The sequence below is a fragment of the Pseudomonas sp. R1-18 genome, from assembly GCF_051132095.1.
GTDB lineage: Bacteria > Pseudomonadota > Gammaproteobacteria > Pseudomonadales > Pseudomonadaceae > Aquipseudomonas.
Genome location: NZ_CP071658.1, coordinates 1700559 through 1716951, shown reverse-complemented (window position 1 = coordinate 1716951; position 16393 = coordinate 1700559). Strand labels below are relative to the sequence as shown.

The window sequence follows — 16393 nt, the reverse complement described above, 5'->3', positions numbered from 1 at the left end:
GGGCGCCGTGGCGCGCCCTTCTTTTTCTTTTGAGCATCGCTGCGGCGTAGGGCTTTCCAAAACTGTGTCGTCCATTCTCGAAAAAGTCCTAGGCAGCGCCTGGACACAAGTGTTCACCCCCAAGACGCTGGAGCGCGGATACGACTACGCCCGGCAGAAGCGCATCGTGCTCGAAGACTCAAGCCCGCAGATCATCCGCACAGCCTGTCGCGGGTCGAGCCTTGAGATCTACAGCCAGACGCTGATGTTCAAGGACCCTGACCGCTATCGCAATTTTCTGGTGTGCAAATGTACCTGCCCGGTGCGCAACGACTGCAAGCACTGCGCCGCGGCGATGTACTTCCTTCAGGACCCGGTGAACCAGCCTCTGCTGCAGGCGGCGATGAACGTGCCCGACACCGAGCCCGAGCCGCCCGCCAGGCCGCGCCTGCCCGAGCGACTGGTCGACACTATCAAGCCGCGACCACGCCTGATCCTGGCCAGCATCGAGTTCAGCGCTTACGAGCCGCGCAATGGACGCATGCAGCGGCACATTCAGCATCGCGCCGCGCTGGCCTTTGCCTACGGCAAGCACTACGCGATCGGCACCACCAATGTGAGCATTCTGGTCAGCTCGCTCGGCAGCGATCTGGTCAACCAGAAAAGCGACATCATCGAGCACACCGAAACCGAGACGCTGCGCATCCGCCGTCAGGGTGAGCAGGAGCGCCAGCTGCGCCAGCAGTTGAGTGACCTGGGTTTCAAGGTCGCCACGAGGCAGAGCAAGGCACTGCCCGACACCGCCGGCGACATGTACGAGCTGTCCAACGACAAGGCCTGGTTGCACTTCGTGCTCAACGACCTGCCGGTCTTGCGCGAACAAGGCTGGGAAATCGAGATTCAGGAAGGCTTCGGCTTTGACGTGACACCGGTCGATGACTGGTACGCCGTCATCGAGGAGGAAACCGAGCGCGACTGGTTCGATCTCGAACTGGGCATCATCGTCAACGGTGAGCGCCTGAGCCTGCTGCCTATCCTCATCAATCTTATCCGCAGCCATCCCGAACTGATGAGCCCGTCAGCGGTGGCAAAGCGAGGTGACGAAGAGCAGCTGCTGGTGCAGCTCAATCACTTCACCCAGAGCGGCGGCGGGCCGGTGCAGATCGCCCTGCCCTACGGTCGGCTGAAACCGGTGCTGGCGACGCTCGGCGATTTCTACTGGCGCGAGGAAGGCAACAATTCACTGCGCATGAGCACCGCCGACGCGGCGCGCCTGACCGAGCTCGAAGACCTGCCACTGGTGTGGCAAGGCGGCGACCGCCTGCGGGACTTTGCCGAACGGCTGGTGAATATCAAAGACGCGCCGGTCAGCGTGCCCGATGGGCTGAACGCTACGCTGCGCGGCTACCAGCTGGAAGGCCTGAGCTGGATGCAGTCGTTGCGCGAGCTTGAGGTTGGCGGCGTGCTGGCCGACGACATGGGCCTGGGCAAGACCCTGCAAACCCTTGCGCACCTGCTGATGGAAAAACAGGCCGGACGCCTGGACCGCCCGGCCCTGGCCGTCATGCCCACCAGCCTGATTCCGAACTGGATGGACGAAGCCGAGCACTTCACGCCGCAGCTCAAGGTGCTGGCCCTGTACGGTGCCAACCGCCATCACGACGCCGGCAACCTCGAAGACTACGACCTGATTCTCACCACCTATGCCCTGCTGCCGCGGGATCTGGAACTGCTGGCAAAACAGCCGTTTCACATCCTGATCCTGGATGAAGCGCAGTACATCAAGAATCCCAAGAGCAAGGCCGCCGAAGCCGCGCGGCACCTCAAGGCGCGCCAGCGGCTATGCCTGAGCGGCACGCCGCTGGAAAACCACTTGGGCGAACTGTGGTCGCTGTTCCATTTTCTGATGCCTGGCTGGCTGGGCAGCAGCAAGGAGTTCAACAGCAACTACCGCACGGCCATTGAGAAGCATGGCAATCAGGACCGCCTGCAACACCTCAACGCCCGCATCAAACCGTTCCTGCTGCGCCGCACCAAGGAACAGGTGGCTACCGAGCTGCCACCCAAGACCGAGATCATCCATTGGGTCGACCTGAACGACGCGCAACGTGACGTGTACGAGACCGTGCGTCTGGCCATGGACAAGAAGGTCCGCGACGAGATCACGCGCAAAGGCGTCGCGCGCAGCCAGATCGTGATCCTTGAAGCACTGCTCAAGCTGCGTCAGGTGTGCTGCGACTTGCGGCTGGTCAATCCGGACATGCCAATCAGCAAACATGGCAGCTCGGCCAAGCTGTCGAGCCTGATGGAAATGATCGAAGAGCTGCTGTCGGAAGGACGCAGAATTCTACTGTTTTCGCAGTTCACTTCAATGCTCGGCCTGATCGAGCAGGAGCTGAAACAGCGTGGCATGGGCTACGCGCTGCTGACCGGAGCGACCCGCGACCGGCGCACGCCGATCCATGATTTTCAGAGCGGCAAGCTGCCGATCTTTCTGATCAGCCTCAAGGCCGGTGGCACCGGCCTGAACCTGACTGCCGCCGACACCGTCATCCACTACGACCCGTGGTGGAACCCGGCTGCGGAAAATCAGGCTACCGACCGCGCCTATCGCATCGGTCAGGACAAGCCGGTATTCGTTTACAAGATGATTTCCCGGGGCACGGTCGAGGAGAAAATCCAACGCCTGCAGCGGGAAAAGTCTGCCCTTGCGGCTGGCGTTCTGGATGGCCGTGTCAGCGGCGACTGGAAGCTGCGCGACGAAGATCTACAGGCCCTGTTCGCGCCGCTTCCGGCCGTGCCCAAGAAGACCAGAAAATAAGGTAGCGCAGCAAGGCAAGCGGACCATGGGCAGGCTATCATGCGCACCGTTTGCCCCGCCCTTAAAAGGACTTCTCATGCGTACCCGGTTGTTGACTGCGTCGGCAGTATTGGTTGGTTCAGCACTGTTCAATCAGGCCCACGCCAGTAGCGACGATTCGTGCTATCCAGAGTGGAAGGTCATCCATGAGGACCTGGACGCCTGCAACAACCAGGCTTTTCTGAATCCGGGCAACGACAGTCAGGTCAACCTGCGTCTGCTGCTCGCCGACAAGGGTCTGTCACCCGCTCAGTTCGCATCGTCCGATCCTGGTCGCGAGGAGAACAGCGAGCGCTCGGAAGGCTACGGCCAGGTGCCGTTCTCGCTTTACCGTTTCGGCTTCAGTGGCTCGGTGTCCGACCTTGAAGCCAGTGAACAGCAGGCAGCATCGCTCAAGACCCGCTTCAACCCCATGCTGCAAAAGCTCGGCTTGCAACGTGACGACGAGCCCGCCGCCGGCGACGCGTTCCTGGACGGAGAAGGCAGCCGCTGCCGCAGCAATTCCGACACCAGCGCTTACGCGTTCATCAGCCAGCTGGTCAGCACCACGGACCTGCCCGACACCGAGCGCCGTGCGTTGGCGGACGCGCGACTGCAGATGCTCAAGGCCTGCACCTGGGAGGCTTCGGAGCCGGTGCCCGAAACACTGCAATCGTCGGTGGGCAAAGATTTCGCCGCGTATCTGAAGGCTGCGGCGCAGTTCTACAGTGGCGATTACGACCAGGCCGTGGCCGGTTTCCAGTCCCTGTCCGCCAGCACTCAGCCGTGGCTCAAACAGACCGCGCAGTACATGGTCGCGCGCAGCATGCTCAACGCCGCGCAGGACGACGTGTTCGACGAGTACGGCGTCCTGCAACCCGACCAAGTGGACAAGCCGTATTTGCAGCAAGTCGAGACCGCGTTCCAGACCTACCTTGGCGCTTACCCCGACGGCGACTATGAGGCTTCGGCCACTGGCCTGCTGCGCCGGATACATTGGCTGGCCGGCAACACCGAAGGACTGGCAAGAGAATACGATCGTCAACTTGGCGCGCTCCCTGGTGAGCCAAGTGACCTCAACCGGTTGATCAACGAGATGGACCGCAGTGTGCTGGGCAGCGACCGGCAGACCCTGCAGACGCCATGGATGCTGGCGATCAGAGACCTGATGTGGATGCGAGAATCCGCGCAGCCGCGCATGAGCGAGGCGGATCTGCAGGCGCAGCAAGCGTTGTTCGCCGCGCAGCCCGGGCTTTACGCCTACCTGCAAGGCGTCCATGCGTTCTATGTCGCCGACGACCCGGCCCGAGCGCTGGCGCTGCTGCCTGCCGCCTTGCCGGAAAAGCTCGACTACCTGAGCTTCAGCCAGCAGTTCCTGCGCGGTCTGGCGTTGCAGGCCCGGCAGGACTTCAAAGGCGCCCAGGACCACTGGCTGCGCCTGATCCCGCTGGCGCAGCAACCATTGCAACGCGAACAGATCGAGCTGGCACTGGCGATGAGTTTCGAGCGCGATGAGCAGCTGTCGCGAGTCTTTGCCAGCGACTCGCCGATCCAGTCGCGCAAGGTGCGCCTTATTCTGCTCAGCCATACCGCGGATGCCGAACTGCTGCGTCAGCAAATTACGCAGGGACTGGATGAGGCCGAACGCAACACCGCGCTGTTCGTGCTGCTGTACAAGGATCTGATGCGCGGCCGCTACCAGGATTTTGCCGAAGACTTCAAGCGCTTGCCGAACCCGCTGCCAGCGCAACCGCTCGGCTACAACCTCGGTTACGTATACGACAAGGGACCGGCGCTGAGTCTGTTCCAGTGGTCGGGAGAGCAGCCAGCCGCCGGCTATCGCTGCCCGAGCATTGTCCAGACCGCGGCGGCTCTTCAGGCCGACGCCAATGATCCGCAGAGCCTCAACTGTCTTGGCGAATTCGCCCGGATCAACAGGCTCGACAGCATGCCGCTGGACGCCCGCCGCGATGCTGACAGCCTTGGCGGCACGGCACCGGGTTTCGCCGGCGAAAGCTTTTCCCGGCTTGAAGGTTACAAGCGGGTCATCGGCAACCCGAAAGCGGGACGCGACGACAAGGCGTATGCGCTGTTTCGGGCGATCAACTGCTACGGTCCGGCAGGCTACAACACCTGTGGCGGAACGGAGGTCGAGCCGCAGGTGCGCAAGGCCTGGTTTCGTCAGCTGAAAAAGGATTTCGCCGGCACCCAGTGGGGCGAGTCGCAGCAGTACTACTGGTGAAGGCACTTCGCAGTCTTGCGGCGGCGTGGCTGCTGAGCGCGAGCCCGGCTCACGCGGCCGTAGACGCAGCGAACTACGACGCGTTCTGGCTATGGGCCGGCGTCAGGCCACAACCGGTACTGGAACAGGCCGCGACCTTGTACCTGCTGCAAGGCCAGGTCAGCACTTCACGCCGTGACCCGCGGCAGCGGGTCCACTTCATCGCCCAGGGCATGTCCGTCAACCGGCTGCCCACGCGACAGCTATGGCTGGTGTACCGCGCCCATACCTTGCGCTGGCCGGAATCGGTCCACCGACAGCTGTTGGGCCAGGTTGAAAGATGGCGGCAGGCTGGCAACGGCGTAGTCGGCATCCAGATAGATTTCGACGCCCGCACCCGCTATCTGAATGAGTACGTGGCGTTTCTGCGTGACTTGCGCCAGCGTCTGCCTGCGCGCTACCAATTGAGCATCACCGGCTTGCTGGACTGGAGCAGCAACGCGGATGCCGGTGCCATCCGGGAGCTGAGCGGCGTCGTGGACGAGGTGGTGGTGCAAACTTATCAGGGGCGCCGCAGCATTCCGGACTACGGCGCCTACCTGCCGCGCATGCAGCGCCTGGGCCTGCCCTTCAAGGTCGGGCTGATTCAGGGTGGCGAGTGGAAGGCGCCGGACTTTCTGGACGACAATCCCTGGTTCAAAGGCTATGTGGTCTTTCTGCAAAATCCTCAGCGCTGAAGCTGCTGCAACAATTCGGCGCTCGACAGCACCGTGGCGTATTCGCCATGCAGGTTGGCCAGCGACATGGCGTGGACGTCTTCGGCGCTACGCGGCGTGCCGAAAAAATCGGCCTGGTCAAACGTAAAACATGCGTCATGGGCCACCACCACCTCAAAGCCCAGATTGCCGCCCGCGCGAACCGTGGACTCCACCGAATTGTTGGTCACCACGCCGACGACCACTATCTGCCGGATACCGTCGCCGCGAAGCCAGAGCTCAAGAAACGACCCGCAAAAAGCATCCGGCGTGTGCTTGCTCAGCTCGCGCTCATCACCCTGCGGCAAGAACGCCGGCTGATACTCGACACCCGACTGCCCGGGCCAGAACACGGAGTCAGGCGATGTCGAGAAGTGCCTGACATGAATCACCGGACGCCCGCTCTCACGCCAGGCCTGCAACAGCGCCGATATCCGGCTTTCCGCCTGCGGATTGTTGCGACGCCCAAGCCTGGGGTGATTGATGCCCTGTTGCATGTCGATGAGGATCAGTGCGCAATTGCCGTCGATTTCCATATGGGCCGATGCCTTTCCAGTTGATGCAGAGAGCCGCAACAGTATTCACAAAGGCAACGTAGGTCGAGGTCCGGGTTCAGCCGCAACTGCTATGGTCTACACACCCGACACCCACCCGACATCCCCAACCCGGAGACCATCATGAATCAGCATGCACCTCTAACCGGCAAAGTGGCACTCGTACAAGGCGGCTCGCGCGGAATAGGCGCAGCGATAGTCACGCGCCTGGCCAAGGACGGCGCAGCGGTCGCCTTCACTTACGTCAGCTCGGAAGTGAACGCGCTCGAACTTCAGGACAGCATCATCGCCAACGGTGGCCGGGCGCTGGCGATTCGCGCCGACAGCGCTGACGAAAGCGCCGTCCGCCGCGCGGTGCAGGCCACCGCCGAGGCCCTCGGCGGGCTCGATATTCTGGTCAACAACGCAGGCGTGCTGGCGGTTGCGCCGCTCGACGAATTCAAACTTGAAGACTTCGACCGAACCCTCGCCATCAACGTACGCAGCGTGTTCATCGCCAGTCAGGAAGCGGCGCGGCATATGAATGAAGACGGGCGCATCATCAACATCGGCAGCACCAATGCCGACCGCATGCCGTTTGCCGGTGGCAGCGTGTACGCAATGAGCAAGTCTGCGCTGATCGGTCTGACCAAAGGCATGGCCCGCGACCTCGGACCACAGGGCATCACGGTCAATAATGTCCAGCCCGGTCCGGTGGACACCGACATGAATCCCGACCACGGCGACTTCGCCGAAACCCTCAAGGGTTTCATGGCGCTGCCCCGCTATGGGAGGAGCGAAGAGATCGCCAGCTTCGTCGCCTACCTGGCCGGCCCGGAAGCCGCTTACATCACCGGCGCCAGCCTGACCATCGACGGCGGTTTCAGCGCCTGAAACCAGCGCCGTGACGTACCGGGCAGCGGCTCCAGCCTTCATGGAAGAAACCGGAGTCGATGCGCGGCAGGGCTCGAATATAAGGCGACGTCATAAGCACATGAAAATTCTGAAAAAAAGTTTTGCGTTCAGCAAAGCTTTCGACTACATTAGCGCGCCTCGACAGACACAACGTTGTCGCGAGATACGGTGAGGTGTCCGAGTGGCTTAAGGAGCACGCCTGGAAAGTGTGTATACAAGAAATTGTATCGAGGGTTCGAATCCCTCCTTCACCGCCATACTGAAACAACGCGAAGCCCCTGAATTCTTCAAGAATGTCAGGGGCTTCGTGGTTTCTGGCGTCTTGAAATCCTCAAGGGCCAACGCCGTTTCCGGTGTCACTGCGAGAACTTGTCTATCACTATCTTCCCTTCAGGGAAGGCCACGGTGATTTCGATTTCGCCACCTCCCACGGCTCGGACAGCATTGCGCAGAATGGCGATGTACGTGTCGGTAAACTTCAAGGTCTCATCCACGACTTCCGGTCTGATCTGGCTGGTCGCCAGAACGCACGCCCGGGTCATGTCGAGCGCGTCCGTCAGCTTCTGCTGACATGCCTGTCTTTGAAGTCGTTTTTCTTCCAGGCGAGCATTTAGGCGCGCCGTCAGGGATACAAATTGTCCGTTTTTCTCGTAGGTCATGGTCCGGTGCCCCTCCGCTGTCCGCAACAAAAGTGTAAGAGCTTCTCCGGAATCCACAGGCATCGGCTGGACGAGCGGATCCTAAACAATCGCTTATTGCCCAACCCCACGTTGCTCCGCGCTGGAGTTGTCTCGTGACGCTTCCAACAAACTTTTCAACCGCCCTGTCCTACAATCCATGACTGTGAACCTCGGTAACAAATAGATACCTGAGGGGCGTCGTTTCTCGACGTTCTGAGGGATTCAACCCAAACGATCGTCACATTACAGAAACAAAAATTCACATTTTTAGAAATGTCCGACGTGCATCGCTGGAAAAACTCCGAGATCATGCACCTTTGTGAAGCGTCGCACCGTCGCTATTGTTTTGTGTTGTAGGAAGTCATGACAAGCGCATCCGCCTCATCCTCCAAGGGCCATGGGGTATCCGCCAAGAGCCGCCCATCCTCCACCCCGGTGCTGGATTTCAGTCAGTGCAAGGGGGTGAAGCAAGGCCCGGTATTTCTGATCGCGTCAGGCAAGTCCGCGAAGGACTTCCCGATCCAGGAATTTTCCGACGTGCCCATGATCACCATGAACGGTGCGATCGCCATGCTCGCGCAGAAGGGCATCAACCCGTTCTTTTACGTCTGCACGGACAGGGACTTTGCCAATCAGCAACCCCATCTTTACGCCACGGCCATGCGCACCAGCGAAAACGTCGCGGTCTGGGGTGATCAACTCAAGACGGACAAACCCAAGCCACGTGGCCGGGCTTTCGCGTTGAAGAAAAGCCCCCGTGCGTCGCTTGTCTCCAGCCTGTTCAGAAGAGAAAGTACCCTGGTCAGAAAGCGTTCGCTGCTGAGCAAGCGGAGCAAGGACATCGGATTCAGCAAGGATCTGGGCCAAGGTTTCTTCGATGCCCGGACAGTGATGTATCTGGCCTTACAAGTGGCTTACCACCTCGGTTTCAACAAGGTGTTTCTGGTGGGCTTCGACCTCAATCAGTCAGCTGGCCGTTTTTATGAAAACTGCAACGCCAAGCGCTCGCCCTGCGGTCTGGACCAGCACTTCGAAACGCGCATCCTGCCGTCGCTGGAGTTGATGTCAGCGCACGTCGTGGACGAAAACTTCCAGGCTTACAACCTCTCTGCCGTATCCAGAGTTCCAGAGGACGTCATTCCCAAAGTCAGCATCGAGGATGCCCGGAAGATGCTTGAAGCCTACCGGGATTCGCCACCCGAGAGCTGAAACGCGGCGCATATCACTCCCGGTCGGCCGATCCGCTGCTCCAGATCGCCGTTTCGCTATTGATCGTTGCGACTCGGGTGGCATCGGCCTGACGCTGCATATGCATGTCTCCGCGCATATGCACAAAGTCCAGCGCCTGGGTGCCCAGCTGCCGAATGACGATTCTGGAAATCACGTATTCGCCGCAGTCGGGGCAATCGACGTGCTGCCCGTCAGTGTCGGTCCCGAGATCGCGGGCTTCCATTTTGCACAGATAGCAATTCATGTTTCGCTCCGTTTCTACCGCTCGATATTCAGCAGAACTCCTGCGTACCCGGCAGTTCAAAATATCGCCCGCGCGTTCGCGCCTTTGACGTGGGTCGCTTTGAGCGTCATCGCGGCTGCGATAGCATGCGGCGCTCTGGACAACGTACGGTCGTAGGCAAGGGTTATTCATGAAAAACATTGCACTGTTTATTCTGGGAGTGCTGGCAATCTGCGACGCTCGGGCAGGCGATGTCGATTCGGGCAAGGCCGTTTTTACCCGACTTTGCTCGGGCTGCCACAAGATCGGACCCTCGGCGCGCAACGCGTTTGGGCCGCCCCTCAACGGCATCATCGGTCGGCAGGCCGGTCAGCAGCCGGGCTACATCTACACCTCGGGGATGAAGGATTCCGCAATCGTGTGGACGCGCGAGAAAATCGCCGAGCTTGTGGAAGACCCCAGCGGGCTGGTGCCTGGAACGCGCATGAAGCTATGGTGGATGGGCAGTGACGAGCGTATGGAAGATCTGCTGGATTATCTGCAGGCCAACCCTGCGGAAACCTCGGAACAATAACCTTCAAGCACAGTCTTGAAGCCGCCTCGAAACAGTCGAGGCGGCCGGTGTTCATTTGGTGTCGTAGGGCGGGTAATCGTCGTTAGTGCCCTTCTCACCCGCCGGGGTCTTGGCCGGTTCTACCGGATCGACCTGAGGGTCTGCGGCGTCAGGCGACTCGGGATCGAAATCAAGGTCGTTGTCGTTTTCGCTGTCTGGCTTGGTGCCGGTCATATATGCCTCCGTTGTGGACTAAAAGAACTCGCAGATGGTTGTGAGAGGCCGACAGAACACGAGAGTGCGATGTAACTGACGAATGGGGCCGCTGAAACGGCCCGTCGTCCAGCGCGTCAGCCGATGTGCTCGCCCCGCACCTCGCTGATCTGTATCACAGGGATCAGGTCCGTGTAATTGATGATGTCGCCATTGATACGTTCGGAGTGCGGTGACATGGCGGCCTCGAACGCTTCCAGCGACTCGCAGAAAATATGGCACATTCCGATATACAGCGGAGGCGAACCGGGTGTCGCGCCGCCCAGGCCCTTATCCACCGAGTATCCCTTGCAGTGCTCGCCCATGAGTGTCTGCACCAGTGGCATATGCTGGTCGCGATAGTAATCGTGGTCGAATCGGGCACCGTCCTGGTAGGGGTAAAGTACGCTGATCTTGATCATGTGGCAGATCTCCTGAAGGTGGACGTCGAGGTCGTCGTCACTCTAACGTGATCGGGCACCGACATTACAGGACGACATCACTGGAAGGCGCGCCGAGCTTGCCTCACAATCCGGTTTTTTCCGGGCTGCCGGCAGGCGCAGCACCGGTTACCGGACAGTGAGGATATCTGCATGAATGCACAGGACTGGAACGAAGCCGCCCTGGAGAAATATCTGTCAACGCACCCGACGTTGCAGGATGAGATCAGACACCTGAGCCCTGCCCAGCAGAAACAGCAGGCACAGTGGGCCTTCGAAGACGAAGCGCAAAGCCTGGGTATCGAGCCTTGGGAGCTGGCGCTTGAGCTGATCGCCGAATCGCCAGAGCAGCTCAAGAGCATGCGCCTGGAAGCGCACGCACAGGTTGCCGAAGCACTTGGCATGGATTGGGACGAGTACTGCGAGCTGAATGGCATCGAGCGCTGACTGCCCTGCCTTTGCGGTGTATTTAGCGCCCGGACATCGGCGTGACGCGCCCTGTTTTCATGACCGATCAGTCAGCGCTTTACCTGCCCGATGCGGGTGAGTAACGTCTCTGCACTTCAATAAAAAGGATGGCTGTCATGAACGATCTGGTCTCATATCACCTGGAAGAAGGCATCGCCACGCTGACGCTGAACAATGGCAAGGTGAATGCGATCTCACCTGATGTGATTGTTGCGCTCAACGCGGCTCTGGACCAGGCCAGGCAGGACCGCGCAATCGTGATCCTGACCGGTCAGCCGGGAATTCTTTCAGGCGGCTATGACCTCAAGGTCATGACATCAAGCGCCGAAGCGGCGATCGAACTCGTGGCTCAGGGCTCGACCCTGGCGCGGCGCATGCTGGCTCACCCCTTCCCTATCATCGTCGCCTGCCCCGGCCACGCGGTAGCGAAAGGCGCCTTCCTGCTGTTGTCCGCAGACTACAGAATTGGCGTCGAGGGGCCATTCAGTATTGGCCTCAACGAAGTGCAGATCGGCATGACCATGCATCACGCCGGCATCGAACTGGCCCGTGACCGGCTGCGCAAATCCGCGTTCCACCGCGCGGTGATCAACGCCGAAATGTTCGACCCGGCCGGCGCGCTCGCGGCAGGTTTTCTGGACAAGGTGGTCGGCGTCGAGCACTTGCTCGAGGCGGCTCAACAGGCGGCAGCGCAGTTGAAAAAGCTCAACATGAACGCTCACGGAAAGACCAAGCTCAAGGTGCGCAGGGCTCTGCTGGAGGCTCTGGACGCCGCTATCGAGCAGGATCGTCATCACGCGCTGTGACGCATTCGAAAGCCCGTCATTACGGGCTTTCTATCAGCTGCGAACTCCCGAAGCATTGTTTGATCCTATGAGCAGTGGCGCGCCTGCCGGCGCCATGATCACTCTTGAAGAAGCGATACCACCATGGGTCGAGTTGTAGCAGCCGCGGTTTACAGCAAAGGTAAAAAGGTCAAAAACATCACGCTGGAAGAAGGCGCGCAGTGGGCTGCGCAGCCTGGGCATTTCGTCTGGATCGGCCTGGAACAGCCCGACGCGCAGGAGCTTTCAAGCCTCAAGGAACAATTCGGTCTGCATGAACTGGCTCTGGAAGACGCCATGGAGGTTCACAGCCGGCCCAAGCTGGAAACCTTCGGCGACGCCCTGTTCATCGTCACCTACGCGCCGGTTCGCGAAAACGGCAAACTCCTGTTCATCGAAACTCACATTTTCGCTGGCAAGGGATACATCATCACGTCGCGCAACGGTCATTCCAAGTCATATGGTCTGGTGCGCCAGCGCTGCGAAGCCCGTCCGCTTCTGCTCGAACATGGCGAAGACTTTGTGCTGTACGCCCTGCTCGACTTCGTTACCGAAAACTATCAGCCGGTGACCGAGGCGATACACGCCGAACTCGAAGCGCTGGAGCACAATGTTCTGGGCGGTGCCTTGCGCGATGCCGACATTCAGCACATCCACAGCCTGCGCCGTGACCTGCTGCGCATGCGCCGCTACGTAGCGCCGATGGTCGAAGTGGGTGAGGAACTGCAGAAGCTCAGTTTCCCGTTCATCGACAAGAACATGCGGCCGTATTTCAGGGATGTGGAGATCCACGTCAAGCGGCAGATGGAAGACCTTGGCAACCTGTGTGACATTGCCAGCCAGACCATCGAGATCGGGCTGCTGCTGGAGTCGTCCCGCCAGAGCGTGGTGCAGCGCAAGTTCGCGGCCTGGGCCGCGATCCTCGCCTTCCCCACGGCCATTGCCGGCATCTACGGGATGAACTTTGAGAACATGCCGGAGCTGACCTGGCAGTATGGTTATTTTGTGGTGCTGGGGGTGATCGTCGGCGGCTGTTCAGCGCTGTTCGCCAGCTTCAAGCGGTCGGGCTGGTTGTAGCGCTGGTTACTGGTGCCGACCTCCTCGCCAGCAAGCTGGCTCCCACACGGACTAATTAATGTACGCTGAGGTCTTGTGGGAGCCAGCGGGCGGCGATCCGTCTTGCTGGCGAGGCGGCAGGTGCTGATTTCAAAAATACCGGGCGGAAAGCAGTCCCTACACCGCAGGCTGGTGCGCCACGAAACGCATCATCCATTCAGCCACTGTTTCGCCGTGGTGATCATGTTCCAGACTCGCCACGCCATCGCGGTACAGCTGATCACCCAGCGTCGGTTGCAGGATTTCGAGCAGCGCGCGTGAATAGTCGTGAACGAATTCCGGGTGTCCCTGAAAGCACAGCACCTGATCACCGATCTGGTAGGCCGCGAACGGGCAGAATTCGCTTGAAGCAATAACAGTCGCTCCTTCCGGCAGCGCCGTGACCTGATCTTGGTGACTGATCAGCAGTGTCAGGCGGTCGATTCCTGGGGACATCCACGCCTGCGCCGGAGCCAACTCGTAGTGATGAATCCCCGCGCCCCAACCCTGGCGGGCGCGCTCGGTCTTGCCGCCCAGCGCCAGGGCCAGCAACTGGTGACCAAAGCAAATGCCCAGCAGTTTCTCGCCACGCTGATAAAGCTTGAGCAGGTAATCCTTGAGCGTCAGGATCCATGGGTCCTGGCCAAACGAATCAGCCTTGCTGCCGGTCACCAGGTAGGCGTCGAAACGTTCGCCTTCCGGCGGATACTCACCTTGCATGACGTTGTAGATCTCGAACCGAGCGGGCACAGGCTGGCGGGAGAACAGCGATTCGAACATGCGCCCGTAGCTCTTGTATTGCTCAGCCAGCGCCGGGCGCAGGATATCGGTTTCCAGAATGCAGATGCGTAGCGACATATAAGAACACCAGAAGCAGACAAGTAATTGGGCGAGGACGCAAAGCCTGCCCGGCCTGCGCAGCCTTTGCAAGACAGGCGACATTCAAAGCAGCATCGCGCGCAATTATTCGGTCACGCCACCCGGTAGGAATATTCCGACGCTGACGAACGGTAGAAAGCTAACGATTCGCACTGAGAGTGTCTAGCTGGGCCATAACCGCGCGATTCGCTCATTCTTTATAACCTCAAGCCAGCAAATTGTACGTGTTAAGTCCTAAGCGTTCTTAATCAGATGCAACGTCAGCTCTAAGGTGAAATCAGTAACTGGGAAGCGCAATAAAAAAACAATGTGCGCCAGGTCGCCGTTTGCGTTGCGGGACCACCCGTTCGATTGCGTCACCTTAGCTAGCCCGCCGATATCCCGGTCCGATTTTCAGAGTTCAGAGATGGGATTCGTTGGACTTCAGTTGCTCAGGAATAACAACAAAAGGCAATCAGCCATGTTCAAAGATTCGAAAGTACGTCAAGCGGGACTTATTGTTTTCGCCACTACCCTGTTACTGATTTTGCCCAATCTCAATCGTCTGTTCGGCTGACCGCTATTTACACCTTCCGGTCACCGCCCACTGCGCCAGTCTTCCTAGAAACTACAGGAGGACTGACCATGGGCTCGTGGATCACATCCCTTCTCGCCGTTTACAGCGCTACCCGCGTCGGCGAGGTCGACCAGGCCGCTGCGGTGGCTGCCTGACAGAAGGTCACACCGGCTACTGATGCTGTACCTGAATCTGCGTTGGCATCTTGCGCGCAGCCGACACCAGCACCTTGGCGTGCATCTGCTCCGAGCCACCCCCGCGACGCATGCCGCGCACGGGGCAGGCGTCGAGATAATCCAGCCCCACCGCCAGCTTCAAATGACGCTCGGGCACGGCCAGCCGGTTGGTGACGTCAAAGCTATACCAGGCATCATCGAGCCAGGCTTCCGCCCACGCATGGCTGGACAGGTGATCGGCGTCCTGACTGCACAGATAGCCTGACACGTAACGTGCCGGAATTCCGAGGGCGCGCGCGCAGGCAATGAAGGCATGAGCGTGGTCCTGGCAGACGCCGGAACGCCCGGCGAAGGCTTCGGCGGCACTGGTATGAACCTCGGTTGTGCCCGGCGTGTAGCTGATGTGCTGATTGAGGGCATGCATGAGGTCGATCAGTGCGCTGCGATCGGTCCGCTTGCGGCACTGGCCGGTCGCGAACTCGCGGATCCCCTCGTCGGCCTCAGTCAGGCGCGTGAAGCGCAGAAACGGCAATGCCGACCCGGCCTCATGTTCGGCTTCGCGGGTTTCGTCTATATCGACCTGCCCACGAGCGCCGATGACTATTGCCTCGTGGGGCTCTTCGAGGGACAGCACATGAAGAATGTTGCCGAACGGATCGATCTGCGCGCGCACCGGACGCGGCAGGTCCAGTTGCCAACTGAGCACCTGCTGCCGCTCACTGTCGTGCGGCGTCAGGCGCAGGTACTGGATGCTCGCTCGCACCTGATCGGCATAGTGATAAGTGGTTTCGTGGCTAATTGAGAGTCTCATGCCGCCTCCAGATACGAAATGTGAATGGCGTCACCCAGTCGGGCGAGCAAGGGAATGAATTCGTTCAGCCATTCATGCAGCCCTTGGGCAAGGATTTCGTCGATGCCGGTGTAGCGCAGTCGTGCGTCCAGTTCAGCCGCCATGCGCTGGGCGGGACGTCCGTTGGCGCCGGGAAGACTGGCGAGGATGACGTCCATTTCTTCAAGACAGGCGCGAAGCGAACGCGGAATATCGGCGCGCAACAGCAGCAGTTCAGCGACCTGGCGCGCACCGGGGGCATCGCGGTAGACCTCGGTGTACGCCTCGAACGATGACAATGCGCGCAGCAACGCACTCCACTGGTAATAGCCTGCCGCCGAGCTGTCGGCGGCGGCGTTGGCCTGTGGCCCACGCAGCTCCAGCATCTCGTAGCGAGCATCGAGCATGCGCATGGTGTTGTCGGCGCGCTCTATGAATGTTCCCAGACGAATGAAGCGGAACGCATCGTTGCGCATGATCGTGCCGTAAGTCGCGCCGCGGAACAGGTGCGAGCGCTCCTTGACCCATTCGCAGAAGCGGCTCAGGCCATAGCGGGTCAGGCCCTGCTCGGCGATACCGCGAATCTCCAGCCAGGTCGCATTGAGGTTTTCCCACATGTCAGCGGTAATGCGCCCTCGTACCGCATGGGCACTGGCTCGCGCCGCGCCCAGACAGCTGTAAATGCTGGCGGGGTTGCTCGCGTCGAGGGCGAAAAAATGCAGCATGCGTTCGGCATGCAGCGCACCGTGGCGCTCGACGTAAGTGTCCAGCGTCCCGGTGATCAGCAAGGGCATGGCGATTTCATCCAGCCCGTCGCCGCGCCCACCTTGCGGCATCAGCGACAGCGAATAGCTCACGTCCAGCATCCGCGCGAGGTTTTCCGCGCGCTCCAGGTAACGTGACATCCAGAAAAGATCCGAGGCAGTTCTACTCAGCATAGGAAGGC

General features: G+C 60.2%; 17 protein-coding genes and 1 tRNA gene. 10 read left to right on the top strand and 8 right to left on the bottom strand.

The features are described 5' to 3' along the window. Window positions 1-64: 64 nt before the first annotated feature. The 3 genes from J3P77_RS08070 to J3P77_RS08060 all read left to right on the top strand — a co-directional run bounded on the left by J3P77_RS08070 (window position 65) and on the right by J3P77_RS08060 (window position 5776). Window positions 65-2800, top strand: coding sequence for a DEAD/DEAH box helicase (locus J3P77_RS08070; RefSeq protein WP_434680960.1), 2736 nt, complete (start codon window positions 65-67; stop codon window positions 2798-2800). 76 nt (window positions 2801-2876) lie between these two features. Next, a complete protein-coding gene (locus J3P77_RS08065; protein ID WP_434680957.1) occupies window positions 2877-5060 on the top strand; it encodes an outer membrane assembly lipoprotein YfiO in 2184 nt (727 codons plus the stop codon). Further along, window positions 5057-5776 (top strand): DUF3142 domain-containing protein, encoded by a 720-nt coding sequence (locus J3P77_RS08060; protein ID WP_434680956.1) that lies wholly within the window; start codon window positions 5057-5059, stop codon window positions 5774-5776. Before J3P77_RS08065 ends, J3P77_RS08060 begins: the two co-directional genes overlap by 4 nt. Here J3P77_RS08060 and J3P77_RS08055 read toward each other — a convergent pair. Then, on the bottom strand, window positions 5767-6330 hold the full coding sequence (locus J3P77_RS08055) for a cysteine hydrolase family protein (RefSeq protein WP_434680954.1): 564 nt from the start codon (window positions 6328-6330) through the stop codon (window positions 5767-5769). The two genes, J3P77_RS08060 and J3P77_RS08055, sit on opposite strands and share 10 nt — an antisense overlap. Before the next feature lie 141 nt (window positions 6331-6471). On the opposite strand from J3P77_RS08055, the gene J3P77_RS08050 reads away from it, so the two are divergent. Then, complete coding sequence (locus J3P77_RS08050) at window positions 6472-7221, top strand: 3-oxoacyl-ACP reductase family protein (protein ID WP_434680952.1); 750 nt, start codon at window positions 6472-6474, stop codon at window positions 7219-7221. A 188-nt stretch (window positions 7222-7409) separates the two neighbouring features. After that, a tRNA-Ser gene (locus J3P77_RS08045) sits at window positions 7410-7499 on the top strand. Window positions 7500-7598: 99 nt separating this feature from the next. On the opposite strand, the gene J3P77_RS08040 is transcribed toward J3P77_RS08045, so the two are convergent. After that, a complete protein-coding gene (locus J3P77_RS08040) occupies window positions 7599-7901 on the bottom strand; it encodes a hypothetical protein (protein WP_434680951.1) in 303 nt (100 codons plus the stop codon). Between the two features lie 384 nt (window positions 7902-8285). Here J3P77_RS08040 and J3P77_RS08035 point away from each other — a divergent pair, with 384 nt between their 5' ends. Beyond that, window positions 8286-9131 carry a lipopolysaccharide biosynthesis protein gene (locus J3P77_RS08035; RefSeq protein ID WP_434680950.1) on the top strand — a complete coding sequence of 282 codons (846 nt, stop codon included), beginning with the start codon at window positions 8286-8288 and terminating at the stop codon, window positions 9129-9131. Window positions 9132-9144: 13 nt separating this feature from the next. On the opposite strand, the gene J3P77_RS08030 is transcribed toward J3P77_RS08035, so the two are convergent. Then, window positions 9145-9396, bottom strand: a complete 252-nt coding sequence (locus tag J3P77_RS08030; protein WP_434680948.1) for a hypothetical protein — start codon at window positions 9394-9396, stop codon at window positions 9145-9147. A 169-nt stretch (window positions 9397-9565) separates the two neighbouring features. On the opposite strand from J3P77_RS08030, the gene J3P77_RS08025 reads away from it, so the two are divergent. Further along, on the top strand, window positions 9566-9949 hold the full coding sequence (locus J3P77_RS08025; protein ID WP_434680947.1) for a c-type cytochrome: 384 nt from the start codon (window positions 9566-9568) through the stop codon (window positions 9947-9949). Between the two features lie 51 nt (window positions 9950-10000). On the opposite strand, the gene J3P77_RS08020 is transcribed toward J3P77_RS08025, so the two are convergent. Together J3P77_RS08020 and J3P77_RS08015 are read right to left on the bottom strand one after the other, a co-directional pair. After that, the gene (locus tag J3P77_RS08020; RefSeq protein ID WP_434680946.1) at window positions 10001-10162 is read right to left on the bottom strand and encodes a DUF6021 family protein; all 162 of its coding nucleotides are present in this window, start codon (window positions 10160-10162) and stop codon (window positions 10001-10003) included. Between the two features lie 116 nt (window positions 10163-10278). Continuing rightward, on the bottom strand, window positions 10279-10602 hold the full coding sequence (locus J3P77_RS08015; RefSeq protein ID WP_434680945.1) for an EthD family reductase: 324 nt from the start codon (window positions 10600-10602) through the stop codon (window positions 10279-10281). Between the two features lie 171 nt (window positions 10603-10773). On the opposite strand from J3P77_RS08015, the gene J3P77_RS08010 reads away from it, so the two are divergent. From J3P77_RS08010 to J3P77_RS08000, 3 genes are all read left to right on the top strand, one after another. Then, window positions 10774-11067, top strand: a complete 294-nt coding sequence (locus tag J3P77_RS08010; RefSeq protein ID WP_434680944.1) for a DUF6388 family protein — start codon at window positions 10774-10776, stop codon at window positions 11065-11067. A gap of 137 nt (window positions 11068-11204) precedes the next feature. Further along, complete coding sequence (locus tag J3P77_RS08005; protein ID WP_434680942.1) at window positions 11205-11894, top strand: crotonase/enoyl-CoA hydratase family protein; 690 nt, start codon at window positions 11205-11207, stop codon at window positions 11892-11894. 123 nt (window positions 11895-12017) lie between these two features. After that, entirely contained in the window at window positions 12018-12989 is a 972-nt protein-coding gene (locus J3P77_RS08000) for a magnesium and cobalt transport protein CorA (RefSeq protein WP_434680941.1), read from the top strand. 156 nt (window positions 12990-13145) lie between these two features. Here J3P77_RS08000 and J3P77_RS07995 read toward each other — a convergent pair whose 3' ends face one another. The 3 genes from J3P77_RS07995 to J3P77_RS07985 all read right to left on the bottom strand — a co-directional run bounded on the left by J3P77_RS07995 (window position 13146) and on the right by J3P77_RS07985 (window position 16385). Further along, window positions 13146-13865, bottom strand: a complete 720-nt coding sequence (locus J3P77_RS07995; RefSeq protein WP_434680940.1) for an amidotransferase — start codon at window positions 13863-13865, stop codon at window positions 13146-13148. 748 nt (window positions 13866-14613) lie between these two features. Next, complete coding sequence (locus J3P77_RS07990; protein ID WP_434680939.1) at window positions 14614-15429, bottom strand: transglutaminase family protein; 816 nt, start codon at window positions 15427-15429, stop codon at window positions 14614-14616. Then, a complete protein-coding gene (locus J3P77_RS07985; protein ID WP_434680937.1) occupies window positions 15426-16385 on the bottom strand; it encodes an alpha-E domain-containing protein in 960 nt (319 codons plus the stop codon). Before J3P77_RS07985 ends, J3P77_RS07990 begins: the two co-directional genes overlap by 4 nt. Window positions 16386-16393: the final 8 nt, after the last annotated feature.

Excerpts from the sequence above, each read along its gene's own strand:
- J3P77_RS08025 (WP_434680947.1), top strand. The coding sequence starts at position 9,566 with ATGAAAAACATTGCACTGTTTATTCTGGGAGTGCTGGCAATCTGCGAC.
- J3P77_RS08055 (WP_434680954.1), bottom strand. The coding sequence starts at position 6,330 with ATGGAAATCGACGGCAATTGCGCACTGATCCTCATCGACATGCAACAG.
- J3P77_RS08035 (WP_434680950.1), top strand. The coding sequence starts at position 8,286 with ATGACAAGCGCATCCGCCTCATCCTCCAAGGGCCATGGGGTATCCGCC.
- J3P77_RS08005 (WP_434680942.1), top strand. The coding sequence starts at position 11,205 with ATGAACGATCTGGTCTCATATCACCTGGAAGAAGGCATCGCCACGCTG.
- J3P77_RS08030 (WP_434680948.1), bottom strand. The coding sequence starts at position 9,396 with ATGAATTGCTATCTGTGCAAAATGGAAGCCCGCGATCTCGGGACCGAC.
- J3P77_RS08050 (WP_434680952.1), top strand. The coding sequence starts at position 6,472 with ATGAATCAGCATGCACCTCTAACCGGCAAAGTGGCACTCGTACAAGGC.
- J3P77_RS07990 (WP_434680939.1), bottom strand. The coding sequence starts at position 15,429 with ATGAGACTCTCAATTAGCCACGAAACCACTTATCACTATGCCGATCAG.
- J3P77_RS08000 (WP_434680941.1), top strand. The coding sequence starts at position 12,018 with ATGGGTCGAGTTGTAGCAGCCGCGGTTTACAGCAAAGGTAAAAAGGTC.
- J3P77_RS08010 (WP_434680944.1), top strand. The coding sequence starts at position 10,774 with ATGAATGCACAGGACTGGAACGAAGCCGCCCTGGAGAAATATCTGTCA.
- J3P77_RS07985 (WP_434680937.1), bottom strand. The coding sequence starts at position 16,385 with ATGCTGAGTAGAACTGCCTCGGATCTTTTCTGGATGTCACGTTACCTG.
- J3P77_RS08065 (WP_434680957.1), top strand. The coding sequence starts at position 2,877 with ATGCGTACCCGGTTGTTGACTGCGTCGGCAGTATTGGTTGGTTCAGCA.
- J3P77_RS08015 (WP_434680945.1), bottom strand. The coding sequence starts at position 10,602 with ATGATCAAGATCAGCGTACTTTACCCCTACCAGGACGGTGCCCGATTC.
- J3P77_RS07995 (WP_434680940.1), bottom strand. The coding sequence starts at position 13,865 with ATGTCGCTACGCATCTGCATTCTGGAAACCGATATCCTGCGCCCGGCG.
- J3P77_RS08020 (WP_434680946.1), bottom strand. The coding sequence starts at position 10,162 with ATGACCGGCACCAAGCCAGACAGCGAAAACGACAACGACCTTGATTTC.
- J3P77_RS08040 (WP_434680951.1), bottom strand. The coding sequence starts at position 7,901 with ATGACCTACGAGAAAAACGGACAATTTGTATCCCTGACGGCGCGCCTA.